Raw genomic sequence first — 14,492 nt, forward strand, 5'->3', positions numbered from 1 at the left:
CCAGTCGGTTCTGTTGCTGAATTTGCGAACCTTGAAATCGTAGCCGACATGTGTATGCCGCCCGCTTCCCGTTTTACGGGGTGAGAAGCGGGCGGCATACGGAGCGGTGCGGTGTTACGGGCGCCAGTCGATGAGGACGCCGTCGTAGAGCTCCGCGTCCGTGAGCTCCAGGGGGGTCGGGCCCGCGTGGAAGAAGGCCGTGTTGTCGGTCTTCAGCTTGCGGAGGTAGTCGAAGGCCTTGTTGTCGTGGTCACCGAAGGCGACGAAGGAGAAGAACACGGAGGGGTGGCTCTTCGCGGCGTCGGTGAGGGACTGGGTGGCCGGGGTCTTCGCGTCCGGGGCGCCGTCGGTCTGGAAGACGACCAGGGCGGGGGTGCCGGGGGTGGCCTTCTCGTCGTAGTGGGCGAGGACGGCCTCCACGGCGGCGTGGTAGCTGGTACGGCCCATCCGGCCGAGGCCCGCGTGCGCCTCGTCCACGGCGTTCTCGGGGGAGGCGGGGGTGAGGTCGGTGGTGCCGTCGAGTTCGGTGGAGAAGAACACGACGTGGACCGAGGGGGCCTCGGGGGTGAGGTGGGCGGCGAGCGCGAGCGTCTGGTCGGCGAGTGCCTGGGCCGAGCCGTCCTTGTAGTACGGGCGCATGCTCGCGGAACGGTCGAGGACGAGGTAGACGCTCGCACGGGCGGTGGTGAGACCGGCCTTCGCGAGGGCGAGTGCGGCGGCGTCGTGCTCGAGGGTTCCGTCACCGGGGGCGCTCTCCGCCCCGGCGGCGACGGGGGCTGCCTCGGGCTCCGCCTCGGCGGCGGCCGCCACCTCCGGCTCGGCGTCGACGGCCTCGGCGTCGGCCTCGGCGTCGGCCTCGGCGACGGTGTCGGCGACGGTGTCGGCCTCGGGCTGGACCTCCGGCTCCGCCGGGACAGCCTCCTCCACCGGCGCGTCGGCGGTCGCCTCGGGCTGGACCTCGGGCTCGGCGACGGTGTCGGCCTCGGGCTGGACCTCCGGCTCCGCGGCTGCTGCCTCGGGCTCGGTGTCCGTCTCGGCGGGAGCTTCGGTCGTCGCCTCGGCCTCCGTAGCGGCCTCGGCTGTTTCGGCCGTTTCGGCAGCCTCGCGCTCGTCCTCGGCTTGCGGCTCCTCCGTGGCGGCCTCCTCCACGGAAGCCTGCTCGGCCGTCGGCTTCTCCGCGTCGGGGTTCACCTCGGGCAGGGTGTCGCCCTCGGTGGCGGACTCCACCGCACCCTCGGACTCACCCTCGACCTGGGGCTCCGCCTCGGCGGACAGCTCCGCCTCAGCCTGGGGCGCCCCCTCGGCCGAAGGCTCCTCCTCAGCCGCCGGCTCCGCCTCGGTCTCGGGCTCTTCCTCGGCCGAAGGCTTCTCCTCGGCCTCAGTGACCGGCTCGGCCGTAACCGCAGCCTCGGCCGTCGGCTTCTCCGCAGCCTTGACCTCAAGCTCGCTTTGGACCGCCGGCTCCGCCTCGGTCTCGTCCTCGGCCGTCGGCTCCGCCTCGGCCTCAGCGGCCGCCTCGGCCTCAGTCGCAGGCTCCTCGACAGCCCCAGCCGTCGGCTCTGCCGGGGTCTCAGCGGTCGGCTCGGTTGCAACCGCAGCCTCAGTCGTCGCCTTCTCCGCAGCCTTGACCTCAAGCTCGCTTTGGACCGCCGGCTCCGCCTCGGTCTCGTCCTCGGCCGTCGGCTCCGCCGCGGTCTCAGCCGCCGGCTCGGCCTCAGTTGCAGGCTCCTCGACAGCCTCAGCCGTCGGCTCTGCCGCAGCCTCGGCCGTCGGCTCTGCCGGGGTCTCAGCGGTCGGCTCGGCCGTAACCGCAGCCTCAGTCGTCGGCTTCTCCGCAGCCTCGACCTCAAGCTCGCTTTGGACCGCCGGCTCCGCCTCGGTCTCGTCCTCGGCCGTCGGCTCCGCCGGGGTCTCAGCGGCCGCCTCGGCCTCAGTCGCAGGCTCCTCGACAGCCTCGGCCGTCGGCTCTGCCGGGGTCTCAGCGGTCGGCTCGGTTACAACCGCAGCGCCAGCCGCCGTCTCCGCCGATCCCTCGGCCTCAGCGGTCGGCTCCTCCGCAGCCTCCTCCGAAGCGCCAGCCTCAGCCTCAGCCTCAGCCGCAGCCTCCTCCGAAGCGCCAGCCTCCTCCGAAGCCCCAGCCTCAGCCTCAGCCGCAGCCTCCTCCGAAGCGCCAGCCGCAGCCTCAGCCGCAGCCTCCTCCGAAGCCCCAGCCTCAGCCTCAGCCGCAGCCTCCTCCGAAGCCCCAGCCGCAGTCGCAGCCTCGGACTTCTCCGAAGTCGGCGTCGAAGAGTCGGCTGCCGGCGCCGGCGCCGGCTCCTCGCTTGCCGTCTCCGCGGAGCGCGTCGGCTTCGGGACCGTGACGTTGTCGAAGGCCGCCGCGACCAGTTCGTGTTCCGAGTCGGTCGCCGGGCGGGGCTCGGGGATCACGGCGACCGTAGGTTCGGGGGCGGCCGGGGCCGCGGGGGACGCCGGTTCGCTGTTCTGACGCTCCTCTCGCGAAGAAGCCGGTTCCTGCGAGGGAACCTGTTCCGCACCCTCCGCCTCGGCGGTGCGCTCCTTGCGTGAGCGGCCGAATGCGTTCCGAAGGCGAGTGAGAATGCCCATGCGCGCAACCCTTCGCGTGAGTTGAAGCCCGTCAATCCCTGGCCAGGACGGACACGTAAGGTTAGCGGCCCGAAGTGGTGATCTTGGGCAGGGGTGAGTGAGGGGAAGCGGGGTGTGTCAACACCACCTCCCGGCCATCCCGCCGCCCACCCCACCACCCGCCCCAACTTCCCTGTGGCTACCGGGGATTCACTTCCCGTTCACCCCTCCGCCGCGCCTGCGCACATACGCCCCCCTACCGTCACGTTCACACCAAGGGAACGCATGGGGAGAGTAAAGGTGCGCAAGCTGCTGCCGTTGATCGGAACGCCGTCCCAGTCCCACCCCGGCGGACGTTCCGCCATGACCTGTCGTTTCCGGTGTGGTGACGCCTGTTTCCACGAGGTGCCCAACACCAGCGGCAACGAGTACGTCGGTGACGTCATCGCCCGGGCCCTGAGCCGCCGCGGCATGATGCGTGCCGCCGCCGTCGTGACCGTCGCCGCCACGGCGGGAACCGTCGGCGCCCTGCCGGCCGCGGCCGCCGCACCCGCGCAGGCGGAGAAGAGGAAACCGGCCACGGGCGCCCGCGGCCTCCGCTTCACCCCCGTACCGCCGAACACCGCCGACGCCGTCACCGTCCCGGACGGCTACCGGCAGAACGTCGTCGTCCGCTGGGGCGAGCCCATCCTGCGCGGGGCGCCCGCCTTCGACCCGGAGAACCAGACGGCGGCGGCGCAGGCCGGGCAGTTCGGCTACAACAACGACTTCCTCGCCCTGCTGCCCCTCCCGGGCGAGCACCGCCGCCAGCTCCTCGTCGCCAACCACGAGTACACCGACGAGGTGCTGATGTTCCGCGGCTACGACGCCGCCAACCCGACCCGGCAGCAGGTGGAGGTCGCCTGGGCCGCGCACGGCCTCGCCGCCGTCGTCGTGGAGGAGGACCGCAGGACCGGCGCGCTGACCGCCGTACCCCGGCATCCGCTGAACCGGCGGGTCACCGCCACGACCGAGTTCAGGCTCACCGGGCCCGCCGCCGGGTCCGACCTGCTCAGGACGTCCGTCGACCCCACCGGCACCAAGGTCCTCGGTACCCTCAACAACTGCTCCGGCGGCACCACCCCGTGGGGCACGACCCTGCACGGCGAGGAGAACTTCAACCAGTACTTCGCCAACTCCTCCCGCACCACCGACAAGCGGTACGGCATCGGCACCGGCGCCACCGAGCGCAAGTGGGAGAGGTTCGACAAGCGCTTCGACGTCGCCCAGGAGCCGAACGAGGTGCACCGGTTCGGGTACGTGGTCGAGTTCGACCCGTACGACCCGACCTCCACGCCGCGCAAGCGCACCGCCCTCGGACGGTTCAAGCACGAGGCCGCGACCGTGCGGCTGACCGAGGACGGGCGGCCGGTCGTCTACTCCGGTGACGACGAGCGCTTCGACTACTTCTACAAGTTCGTCGGCAGCAAGCGGATGAGGAAGGGGTCGAGCCGGGCCGTGCGCGAGCACAACCTGTCGCTGCTCGACGAGGGCACGCTGTACGTCGCCCGGCTCACCGGCGACTCCCCGGCCCTGGAGATCGACGGCACGGGCAAGCTGCCGGCCGACGGCGAGTTCGACGGCAGCGGCGAGTGGATCCCGCTGGCCACCGCCACCGCGAAGGGCGCCGTCTCGCACGTCGAGGGGATGAGCGCCGAGGAGGTCTTCGTCTTCACGCGGCTCGCGGGCGACAAGGTCGGCGCGACGAAGATGGACCGGCCGGAGGACATCCAGCCCTCGCCGGTCTCCGGCAAGGTGTACGTCGCCCTCACCAACAACTCCAACCGCGGTGTCGGCGCGAACGCCAAGGCCGACGAGGCCAACCCGCGCAACGCCAACAAGCACGGGCACATCCTGGAGCTGACCGAGCGCCGCAACCGGCCGGAGAGCACCTCTTTCGCCTGGTCGCTGTTCCTCGTCGCGGGTGACCCGGACGACCCGGCCACGTACTTCGCCGGGTTCCCCAAGGACGACGTCAGCCCGATCTCCTGCCCGGACAACGTGGCCTTCGACCCGCACGGCAACCTGTGGATCTCCACCGACGGCAACCAGCTCGGCTCCCACGACGGCCTCTTCGGCGTGGCCACGCGCGGTGCGCGGCGCGGTGAGCTGAAGCAGTTCCTGACGGTGCCGACCGGTGCGGAGACGTGCGGTCCCGTCATCCAGGACCGGCGCGTCCTGGTCGCCGTACAGCACCCGGGAGAGATCGACGGGGCGTCCGTCGAGAAGCCGGCCAGCACCTGGCCCGACGGGCCCGGCAAGATCGTCCGTCCGGCGGTCGTGGCGGTGTGGCGCGCGGACGGCTGCGACATCGGCGCCTGATCACGACGTCTGCGGTGAGGTGATCGCGCGGGCCGCGGCCACCTCCTGGCGCAGGGGTTCCAGGACGCTGCCGGCCGGGCCCGGGAGGTCCGTGCGGACGGGATAGAGGACCTCGGTGTCGCGCAGGCCCTCGGCGAGTTCCCGCAGCTGGAGCGTGACCTGGGCGAGTTCCGGCCCCGACGGCGGTTCGGCTCCGTGTTTCACACGGACCCGGGCCGCCGTCGTCGCGTCCACGATCCGTTCCACCGCGACGACCAGCGGCCACCAGGCGGCGGCCCGGCTGCCGGTCGGCGGCGGCTCGGTCAGGGCCCGCTGGAACTCCGTACGGACCACGGACAGGTCGCGGTACAGCCGGCGGCGCATCCGGGCGCGGGCGGCCGGGTCGACGTCCGGGCCGAAGGCCGCGTCGACATAGCGGGCGGTGTCCGCGACCGCGTCGGCCAGCTTGTCGCCGACCCGGGTGTGCCAGCTCTCCGGCCAGAGCAGATAGCCGGCCACGAGCGCGATACCGCAGCCGATCAGGGAGTCCACCAGCCGGGGGAGCAGCAGAGCCGTCCCCTGGTGGTTGAGGATGTCCGACAGGAGCAGGATCACCGGGGTGATCGCCGCCGTCTGGTAGCCGTAGCCGCGTGGGGTGAGGGCCGGGATGAGGGATGCCAGGACCAGCATCACGGGTACGTCCCACCACCCGCGCGGCACCTGGGAGAGCACCGCCGCCGCGACCACCAGGCCGGCGACGGTGCCGAGCGCCCGCAGCAGGGCCCGGGAGAACACCGAGCCGAAGTCGGGCTTGAGGACGAAGGTGATGGTGAGGGCCACCCAGTAGGAGCGGGCGACCGGGACGGTCGACACCAGTACCTGGGCGAGGCCGATGCACAGGGCGAGCCGCAGCCCGTACCGCCAGGAGGCGGCGGACAGGGCCACGTCGCGGGCGGCCCGCGCGGCGCGGGTGCCGAGCCGGGCCGGGCGGCCGAGCCGGTCGTCCTCGGGGCCGCGGGGGTCGAGGTCGGGCGCGGTCACCACGGCGGCGGCGTGCCGCAGGGCGTGGTCGACGGCGCGTCCGGTCTCCGAGCCGGGGGCGGGGAGCGCGAGGGCCAGGGGGCCGGTGAAGCCGGTCTCGATCGCCCGCGCCAGGTGGTGCACGGCCTCCGGGACCTCCGGCGGCAGCGGCCTGCCGTGCAGATGGGCCGCCGGTGCCGCTTCCACCACCGGGGTGATGGCGTTCAACTGGGCGAGCAGCCGCGCCAGTTCGGGGCTGCGGCCGTGGTGGCGGGCACGCCGGGCGAGGACGAGGTCGTACGACTGGTTCAGCGACTGGGTGACGGTGTGGCGGGCGTCCTCGTAGGTGCCCGGGACCTCGCTTCCGCAGGCGGCCAGCAGATCGGCGACCGTGCGGTAGGTGGCCGCGACGGCGGTGCGTTCCGGCACCCCGGAGCGCAGTGGCCAGGCCAGCAGCGCGAGGAGGAGGACGAGCAGCCCGCCGCCGGTCATCAGCAGCGGCGCCAGCCACCACGCGCCGGGCATCGGCAGCCCGGCCCCGATGACGCAGTTGAGGAGCAGCAGCAGCCCGGACACGGACGCCACCGCCCCGATCGTCGAGATCATCCCGGAGACCAGCGCCACGCCGGTGACGGTGGCGACCGCCGGCCAGCCCTGGCCGTACACGGCCGCACCGAGGGTGATGCCGACGGCCCCGAACAGCTGGGGGATCGCGATGTTGAGGATCCGCATGCGGTAGGCGTCGGCGGTGTCGCCGATGACCCCCGACAGGGCGCCCATCGAGACGAGCGCCCCGTAGGCGGGCTGTCCGGCCGCCATGCCGATCACCAGGGGGAGCGTCATCGCGACGGCGGCGCGGGCTACGGCGGGCCGGTTGACGGGGGCCTGCTGGGGCCGAAGGTTCCGCACCAGCCAGTCGGGAGGCGTGAGGCCGATGGGGAACTCGCGGGACATGGGCTCATTGTGACTCCTCCCCCGGCGGAAGCCGTGGGCTTCTCGCTGTGCCGGGTCGGCGTCGCGACGGACCAGCCCGGCCCGTGGAACGGCGGTGGCTGCCACGGTGTCGGCGTACGCGTGGTCGAGCCGCCTGCGGCGTACCGTGCCGTGGAGTTGGGCGCCACCGCCACCCAGGCCCCCGCAGGCACGAGCAGTCACGGCGGAAACGCCGGCAGTTGCGTACGGCGGGCGGTACGGGGGTGACGGCGTCGGTGTCGAAGACCCGGCACCCCAGGACCCCACTCACCCCGGCGAGCACCACCCGCGTACACCGGCCCCGACCACCCGCCACGGCACTCCGCGAGGGCTTACGTCACCGGAATTCCCGGACGACCTCGATGCGCCCGACGATGTGCGCGTTGAACGCGTCGAGCTCCTCCGCCGGCACCCACAGCTCCAGGATGGTCTCTCCCCCGGCCTGGCGCACCGGGTACCTGCGCAGGAACTCCGTGTCGACCTCGAACCGGGTGACGTATCCGACGCCGGAGGCGGGCACGTTCCAGTCCCGGGCGATGCGTACCGCGTAGTCCTCGTTGAGCACCGGGTAGAAGATCGGCTGCTCGGGCAGGCGCGGCGGCCACGCGGTCCACCGGGACGCCTCCACGAGCGCCAGCTCCTCGGGGCCGGTGGGGCGCCAGAGGGTGGTGGTCGTCGTCTTCCGCACGCTGTTCATGGGCGGCACGCTAACCGGACGGCGGCGGCCCCGGCCAAGGGATTAGACCCCGTCGATCCGCGCCAGGAAGTCCGCCAGGGCCGCGTTGAACTCCTTCGGGCGCTCCAGGTTCGGCAGGTGCGCCGCGCCCTCGATCACCGTCAGGACGGAGTCGGGCAGGGCCGCGTGCATCGCCTGTGCGTCGGCGACCGGGGTGTAGGTGTCGTCGGCGCCGACCACGACCAGGGCGGGGACGTCGGCGCGGGCCAGCAGGGGCCGGTAGTCGGGGCGTTCGGCCCGGCCGCGCAGGGCGGCCGCCGCGCCCTCGGGGGAGGTGGCGGTCATCATGCGGTGGACGTGGGCCTTGACGGCGGGGGCGGCGTACGGGGCGACCATCTTCTCCAGGACCTCGTCGGCGTACCCGCGCATGCCCTCCGCCAGCAGCCGGCCGGCCATCTCGCCCCGGGCCAGTCTGCCGCCCGGAGTCTCGGGGGCCGCGAAGGTGTCGGCGAGGACCAGGCCCCGGACGCGGTGGGGGAACTGCCAGAGGAGGTCCATCGCGATCTGGCCGCCCATCGACAGGCCCGCCAGGACGAACTCCTCCACCTTCAGGTCGTCCAGGAGGGACGCGACGTCCTGGGTGTGGTCGGGGAGCAGGGTGACGCCGGGGACGACCGGGGAGGCCCCGTAGCCGCGCAGGTCGGGGGCGATCACCCGGCGCCCGGCGGAGAACGCCTCGATCTGCGGGGCCCACATCGTGCGGTCGAAGGGATGGCCGTGCACGAGAACAAGGGGGAGCCGCGGGGAACGAGCGTCGCCTTTGTCCTCGTATGCGAGGAAGGGGGTCATGTCAGCGACCCTAGGGGCGGCCGAATCCTCGGTGCAATAAGATCTTTGCCTTCGGTGCAATCCCGAGGAAGGCGGAGCGCGTGGGGGACTTCCGGGACATCGCGGACCGGATCGCCGGGGACATCGCCTCCGGGCGGCTGCGGCCCGGGCAACGGCTGCCTCCGCAACGCTGGTTCGCGCGCCGGCACCGCATCGCGCCGTCCACGGCCGGGCGGGTCTACGGCGAACTCGTGCGGCGCGGGCTGGTCGTGGGCGAGGTCGGGCGGGGGACGTTCGTACGGGCCGTACCGGAGAGGGAGCAGGGCCGGGCCCTCACCGAACCCAGGACCCTCGCCCCGCCGGTGAACCTGGAGCTCAACTACCCCGTCACGGCGGGCCAGTCCGAGCTGCTCGCCCCCGCGCTCGCCCCCCTCCTGCGGCCCGACGTGCTGACCGACGCCTCGCGGGCGGTCGCCGCCACCGGGACCGCCGCCGCCCGCGAGGCCGCCGCCCGGCTGCTCGCCCTGCCGGGCTGGCGGCCCGCGCCCGACCGCTTCCTGTTCACCGGCAACGCCCGGCAGGCCATCGCCGCCGCGTTCGCCTCCCTCGTCCGGCCCGGTGGCCGGGTCGGGGTGGAGGAGCTGACGTATCCCCTGGTCAAGGAGATCGCCGGGCGGCTCGGGGTGGTGCTGGTGCCGCTGGACGGGGACGACGAGGGCGGTGTACGGCCCGACGCGCTCCGTGCCGCCCACCGCACCGCCCCGCTCTCCGCGCTCTACCTCCAGCCGACCCTGCACAACCCGACCTCCGTGACGACGACGGACCGGCGGACGCGGGAACTCGCCCGCATCACGGCGGACTTGGGGATACCGGTCGTCGAGGACCGGATCTGGTCCTTCCTCCACCCCGACGCCGTCCCCTTCGCCGCCCACGCCCCCGAGCTCACCCATGTCGTCGACGGCCTGTCCAAGCGGGTCGCGCCGGGGCTCACCGTCGGCCTGCTCGTCGTACCGGAGGCACGGGTGGAGGCCGTGGGGGCGGCGGTGCGCTCCGGCGGGTGGAGCGCGGGGCGGTTCGCGGTGGAGGCGGCCGTGCGGTGGGTGCGGGAGGGGATCGTGGAGCGGCTCGTCGAGGACAAACGGGCGGACGCGGCACGGCGGCAGGCGCTGCTCGCCGAGGCGCTCGGCGGGTTCCGCGCACGGACCGATCCACGCGCCTATTTCGCCTGGTGGGAGCTGCCCGCGCCGTGGCGGGCGGACACCTTCACGGCCGCCGCGGCCGCGCACGGCATCGCCGTCACCCCGGGCACCGCCTTCGCCGTCGACCCGCGCCGCACCCCGGACGCGGTCAGGCTCGGGCTCGCGTCGGCTCCGGAGGCGGAGCTGCGACGGGCGCTGGCGACGCTCGCCGCAGTCGCAGCAGCCGGGCCGCCCGCAGATACCCGGTGAGCCAGGTCGCCCCGGCCACCGTCAGCCCCAGCGCGAGCAGCAGCCAGGCGGCGCTGCGCAGGGTGGTCGTCAGGGCGTCGTAGACCGCGGCGGCGGCCGGGCGGTGGGCCTCGTCGGGCAGATCGGCGAGGGTGAGCCGGCGGCCGATCGCGACGGCGAGGCCGAGGAACGCGCCGCCGAGGGCGGTGCCGAGGGCCGTCGCGGTGATCGCGCGGCGTCGGCAGGCGGCGACGGCGATACCGCCCGTCGCGAGGACGACGGCCGCGAACGGCAGCCAGAAACCGGCGACATCGAGCACGTGGTAGCCCTTCCGGAGGGTGGCCAGGTCGTCGGGCGGGAGCAGCGCCACCCGGGTGTGCTCGATCGGGATGCGCTCCGCGAACGGCACATGGTCGAGGGTCATCTGGTGCTTCAGCGGGGTGGTGACCGCCGCCAGGTCCACCGTGACCGGGGCGTCGTCGGGGCCGGGGCGGTCGTCGGTGAGCGCCCGCATCACGGCCGTGTGCGCGGCCTCGTTGCCCGCGTCCCACGCGGTGCGGTAGGCGTGGGTCGCGGTGAAGGAGCGCACCGCGTCCCGCAGGAACAGCGGGCTCATCCCCGACTCGCGTGCCACCCCGTCGCCCACCGTGTCCGCGACGGCGTCCCGTACGGCGGGGTCGGAGGCCAGCGGCGCCATCGCGGTGACATAGCTGCGGGTGTCGGTGAGGCCGTACGCCGCCCAGGCCGCGAGCGTGCCGAGCGGCACGAGCAGGCAGGACAGCGCGATCAGGACGGCCGAGAGGGCGGTCCGCAGGCTTCGGGACACCCTCCCAGGCAACGGTCCGCACGCGGCTGTCGCCAGCGGGCCTGAGCCGTACGGGTGCCCCTGGGACTGCCGGGTTTCCTGGGGCCGGTGGGGCCTCCGGTGGAGGGTTCACCCGAACGGGTGTTTCCTGGTTCTGGGGAGAAGGAGGCCGATCATGCGCACCACTCCGGCCCTGCGGACTCTGGCCGCGGCCCTGCTCACCGGTGGCACCCTCGCCGCGACCGCGGCGGGAACCTCGGCGGCGGCAGCCCCGCCGACCAGCGGCGGCGACGGCCCCCTCGTGGGCACCGTCGTCTCCCGCACCGACCTGAACGTGCGGCAACAGCCCACCACCCACTCCGCCGTCGTCGCCTCGCTCGCACCCGGCACCCACGACCTGGTGCAGTGCAGGGTCAGGGGACAGAGCGTCGACGGCAACCCCTACTGGTACTGGCTCTACGACACCCAGGGCTGGGCCAGCGCCGCCTTCGTGGACGTCCGCGGCGGACGGGTACCGGACTGCGCCGACCCGTGCCCGCAGTGGAAGAACGGGGACTGGACCAACTGGAACGACCCGTTCACCAACAGCTCGTTCAGCGTCTCGGGCTCCGGCTCGTTCAGCTTCTCGGGCTCCTGGAGCTTCAGCGCCTCCGGGACATCAGGGACCTCGTCGGGTGGCTGGGAGTGGATCCCGGTCGACCGGTGAGTGGAGGGATGAGGGAACGCATGGGCCCCGGCGTACCACGCCGGGGCCCATGTGCGTGCTAGCTCCTTGACGGGCAAACGTTGCCTGCCGCGGCACTAGCGGATACGGCGTCCCGCCGCGTCCTCGTGCGTGTAGTAGTGGTAGAACAGCACGGCGAACGTGACCGCGCCGATCACCAGCCCCATCCACACGGACCGCAGGATGCTCGTGCCGGTGTTCGCGTACAGGAAGCCGAACGCGCAGCCCGCGAACACCGCCCACAGCACGGCGTGCAGTTCGCGCATCATGTGCGGGGCCAGAGCCGCCACGCCCCTCCACAGCCCCGCGAACACGATCGTGCTCACGAAGCCGAGCAGGACGTTCCAGCCGGTGATGGGGCCACCGGAACGGTTGTTGGCCGCCACCCAGTAGCCGTAGACGAGTCCCATGCCCACCGGGACCGCCCACCGCGCGATCCGGTGGGTCTGTGCACTGAAGATGTCCGGTGTCCGGGCCGGCCCTGCCGGAGTCCGCACCGCGGGTGCCGCATGAGCCATGAGAGCACTCCTCTCTCCTCGCCCCCGCCTTCCAGGGCACACCTGGGCGCGGGCGGTGGCAAGTCGGATGCGGATGCGGGTGGCGCCGCCGCGTGTTTCGCTGGCCTCATGGAGCGGGACACCCGCCCCGCGCGGGCCCGGCGCCGGGACGTCCTGCAACGTCATCAGCTGCTGCAGGTCCGGGGCCGCAGCGTCACCTGGCTGGTGCCGCTGGTGGTGCTCGTCGCCATCAGCTTCGCCGACTACCACTCCACCGGCGAGTTCCGGATCGTGTCGTGGTGCGTGTTCGTCTCCGCGATCGCCGCCGCGCTGTGCGGGGTGTGGACGACGGCCCTCTTCGCGGTCCTCTCCCTCGTCGTCTACGTCACCAGCGACGCCGCCTGGCCCGTCGAGTACCGGGAGGGCCCGGCCGACTTCGTGCTCGTCCTCGTCGGCGGGGTGCTGTCGGTGCTCGCCGCCTCGGTCCGGGTGCGGGCGGAGCGCCGGATGCTGCACATGATGGACATCGCGGAGACCACCCGGCGTACCGTGCTGCGCCCGCTGCCGCCGGTCTTCGGCGGCCTCGACCACGCGGCCGTGTACCTCGCCGCCGACGCCGACGCCCGCGTGGGCGGCGACTTCTACGACATCCAGCCCGGCCCGCACGGCACCCGCGTCCTCCTCGGGGACGTCCAGGGCAAGGGGCTGGGCGCGGTGGAGGCGGCGGCCGCGCTGCTGGGCACGTTCCGCGAGGCGGCGTACCACGAGCCCGACCTGTCGGTGGTCGCCGCCCGGCTGGAGACCCGGATGCGGCGGCACCGGCTGCACACCATGGCGCTCGGCCTCCCCCACTCCCGGCTTCGCTCGAGCGGGGGGACCCCCATCGACGGCGACCGGTTCGCCACGGCCGTCCTCATCGGGTTCCCCGCAACGGAACGGGACGTGGTGGAGGTCGTCGGCTTCGGCCATGAGCCGCCGCTGGTGGTGAGCGCGGCGGGGGTACGGCCGCTGCCGTGCGGGGAGGGGCTGCCGCTGGGGCTCGGGGACCTCACCGCGCCCGGTACGGGCCTGCCCGGGCTCGCGGACTTCGCCGCGGCGGGCGCGGCCGCGCTCGGGCTGTGGGACGTGGCCGTGGCGGGCGCCGGGTCGCCGGTGCTGCGGGTGCCGGTCGCCGCCGAGGAGACGCTGCTGCTGGTCACGGACGGGGTCACGGAGGCGCGGGACGCGGCCGGGGAGTTCTATCCGCTGACCGAGGAGGTGAGCGGGGCGGTCCTGCGCGACCCGCGGACGGCCCGCCCCGAACGGCTGGTGACCTTCGTCCGCGCGGGCACCCTGCGGCACTGCCGGGGACGCCTCGCGGACGACACGACGATTTTCGCGGTACGGCGGACGGCGGACGACACGCGGTGAGGCAGACCTTTGCAGCAGCAGCGGTTACGGTGCTGAGGTACTGATCGACAGGGGGAGGGACCATGCCCGGAACCGTGCTGCTGCTGGCGGCGTCGCCCGTGGGCAAGGGGTGTCTGGTGGACGCGGCGTCCGTCCTCCCCGTGCTCGCGGCCGTGCCGCCGGCCGTGCTGGCCGGCACCGACACCGCCAATGTCGTCGAGCTGGCCGATCCGCTGGAGCCGCAGGCCGTGCTGACCCGGCTGCGGGCCGCCGCGGCGGCGGCCGGACCGCTGACCGTGTTCGTCACCGGCCAGCTCCAGCTCGACCGGCGCCAGCATCTGCCGCACCTCGCGCTCGCCCGTACGACGCCGTCCACCGTGCGGTACACCGGGTTCCCCTGGCACTGGTTCCGGGAGGAGCTGCGGCTGCGGGCGGCCGGGACGACGACCGTGGTGGTCGATCTGCACGCCGACGCGGAGGCGTGGGGCTGGCTGCGGGGGCACGCGCTGGAGTGCGGGCCGACGGTCGCGGTGTACGGGAGGGTGGCGCCGCCACCGGGGCGGCGGACGGTGGCCGCGCCGACGTACATGAAGGCGGTCGCGACGATACTGCGCAGCGGGGGCCGTCCGGCGGTCGAGCAGTTGCATCAGCTGGCGTTGGGGCGGATCGCGGGGGAGGGCGAGGTGGGGGATCTTGTGCTGGGCGCCGCCGCCTGGGCGCCTCCGGGGGGCGGCGAACCCCCCGCTTCGGAAGCCACCGTCCCCGACCCCCACGCCGCCATCTCCACCGCCGTCCAGGCCGGGCGGCACGCCGATGCCGATGTGCTGGCCGCGCGGTGGCAGGAGGCGGCCGCCGGCGCGCACGGGGCGGGGTCGGAGGAGGCGCTGCACTGGGCGGAGGTGCGGGCCGATCTCGCGATGTTCGCGGGGGACGCCGAGCGGAGCTGCCGTACCTGGATGGCGGTCGCCGCCGCCCGGCTGGCCGCCGGGCAGGCGGTCGACGCGCCCGCCGTCGAGGCGGCCGTGGACCGGGCGCACCACCAGTGGGGCCGGATAGCCGACACGGCACGCGCCCGCGACCTGGGCCCCGCCCTGGCGGACCTGCGCGCCCGCGTCCCGGGCCGCCGCCAGGGCGCCCTGGACCATGTCCGGCGCCAGCTACGGCAGTTGCAGCTCCAGCCCTGACCTCGGCAGGGGCGGGGGCGACGAAGCAGCCGGGACGGACGCCCTAG

Annotated in this window: 11 protein-coding genes; 5 read left to right on the forward strand and 6 right to left on the reverse strand. The window is 73.8% G+C overall.

Features of this window, described 5'->3' with window-relative positions; translation table 11 throughout:
• Positions 1–114: 114 nt before the first annotated feature.
• Positions 115–2,427: a VWA domain-containing protein gene (locus tag AQJ64_RS22290; RefSeq protein ID WP_244902675.1), complete on the reverse strand. Its 2,313-nt coding sequence runs from the start codon at positions 2,425–2,427 to the stop codon at positions 115–117.
• Between the two features lie 456 nt (positions 2,428–2,883).
• Between AQJ64_RS22290 and AQJ64_RS22295 the strand changes: the two genes are divergently transcribed.
• Positions 2,884–4,944: a PhoX family protein gene (locus tag AQJ64_RS22295; RefSeq protein ID WP_055638858.1), complete on the forward strand. Its 2,061-nt coding sequence runs from the start codon at positions 2,884–2,886 to the stop codon at positions 4,942–4,944.
• Here the strand turns inward: AQJ64_RS22295 and AQJ64_RS22300 are convergent, their stop codons facing one another.
• From AQJ64_RS22300 to AQJ64_RS22310, 3 genes are all read right to left on the reverse strand, one after another.
• Positions 4,945–6,897 carry an FUSC family protein gene (locus AQJ64_RS22300; protein WP_055638857.1) on the reverse strand — a complete coding sequence of 651 codons (1,953 nt, stop codon included), beginning with the start codon at positions 6,895–6,897 and terminating at the stop codon, positions 4,945–4,947.
• Between the two features lie 355 nt (positions 6,898–7,252).
• Positions 7,253–7,612: a hypothetical protein gene (locus tag AQJ64_RS22305; protein WP_055638856.1), complete on the reverse strand. Its 360-nt coding sequence runs from the start codon at positions 7,610–7,612 to the stop codon at positions 7,253–7,255.
• Between the two features lie 42 nt (positions 7,613–7,654).
• A complete protein-coding gene (locus tag AQJ64_RS22310; protein WP_055638855.1) occupies positions 7,655–8,440 on the reverse strand; it encodes an alpha/beta fold hydrolase in 786 nt (261 codons plus the stop codon).
• A gap of 80 nt (positions 8,441–8,520) precedes the next feature.
• Between AQJ64_RS22310 and AQJ64_RS22315 the strand changes: the two genes are divergently transcribed.
• Complete coding sequence (locus AQJ64_RS22315) at positions 8,521–9,867, forward strand: aminotransferase-like domain-containing protein (RefSeq protein ID WP_059202901.1); 1,347 nt, start codon at positions 8,521–8,523, stop codon at positions 9,865–9,867.
• Here AQJ64_RS22315 and AQJ64_RS22320 read toward each other — a convergent pair.
• Positions 9,767–10,672, reverse strand: a complete 906-nt coding sequence (locus tag AQJ64_RS22320; RefSeq protein ID WP_055638964.1) for a hypothetical protein — start codon at positions 10,670–10,672, stop codon at positions 9,767–9,769. The two genes, AQJ64_RS22315 and AQJ64_RS22320, sit on opposite strands and share 101 nt — an antisense overlap.
• Before the next feature lie 154 nt (positions 10,673–10,826).
• On the opposite strand from AQJ64_RS22320, the gene AQJ64_RS22325 reads away from it, so the two are divergent.
• Positions 10,827–11,357: a hypothetical protein gene (locus tag AQJ64_RS22325; RefSeq protein ID WP_055638965.1), complete on the forward strand. Its 531-nt coding sequence runs from the start codon at positions 10,827–10,829 to the stop codon at positions 11,355–11,357.
• Between the two features lie 95 nt (positions 11,358–11,452).
• On the opposite strand, the gene AQJ64_RS22330 is transcribed toward AQJ64_RS22325, so the two are convergent.
• On the reverse strand, positions 11,453–11,893 hold the full coding sequence (locus AQJ64_RS22330; RefSeq protein ID WP_055638966.1) for a hypothetical protein: 441 nt from the start codon (positions 11,891–11,893) through the stop codon (positions 11,453–11,455).
• A gap of 108 nt (positions 11,894–12,001) precedes the next feature.
• Here AQJ64_RS22330 and AQJ64_RS22335 point away from each other — a divergent pair, with 108 nt between their 5' ends.
• Together AQJ64_RS22335 and AQJ64_RS22340 are read left to right on the forward strand one after the other, a co-directional pair.
• Positions 12,002–13,282 (forward strand): PP2C family protein-serine/threonine phosphatase, encoded by a 1,281-nt coding sequence (locus AQJ64_RS22335; protein WP_059202902.1) that lies wholly within the window; start codon positions 12,002–12,004, stop codon positions 13,280–13,282.
• 62 nt (positions 13,283–13,344) lie between these two features.
• On the forward strand, positions 13,345–14,445 hold the full coding sequence (locus AQJ64_RS22340) for a hypothetical protein (protein ID WP_059202903.1): 1,101 nt from the start codon (positions 13,345–13,347) through the stop codon (positions 14,443–14,445).
• Positions 14,446–14,492 lie beyond the last annotated feature (47 nt).

The organism is Streptomyces griseoruber (assembly GCF_001514205.1).
Lineage (GTDB): Bacteria > Actinomycetota > Actinomycetes > Streptomycetales > Streptomycetaceae > Streptomyces > Streptomyces griseoruber.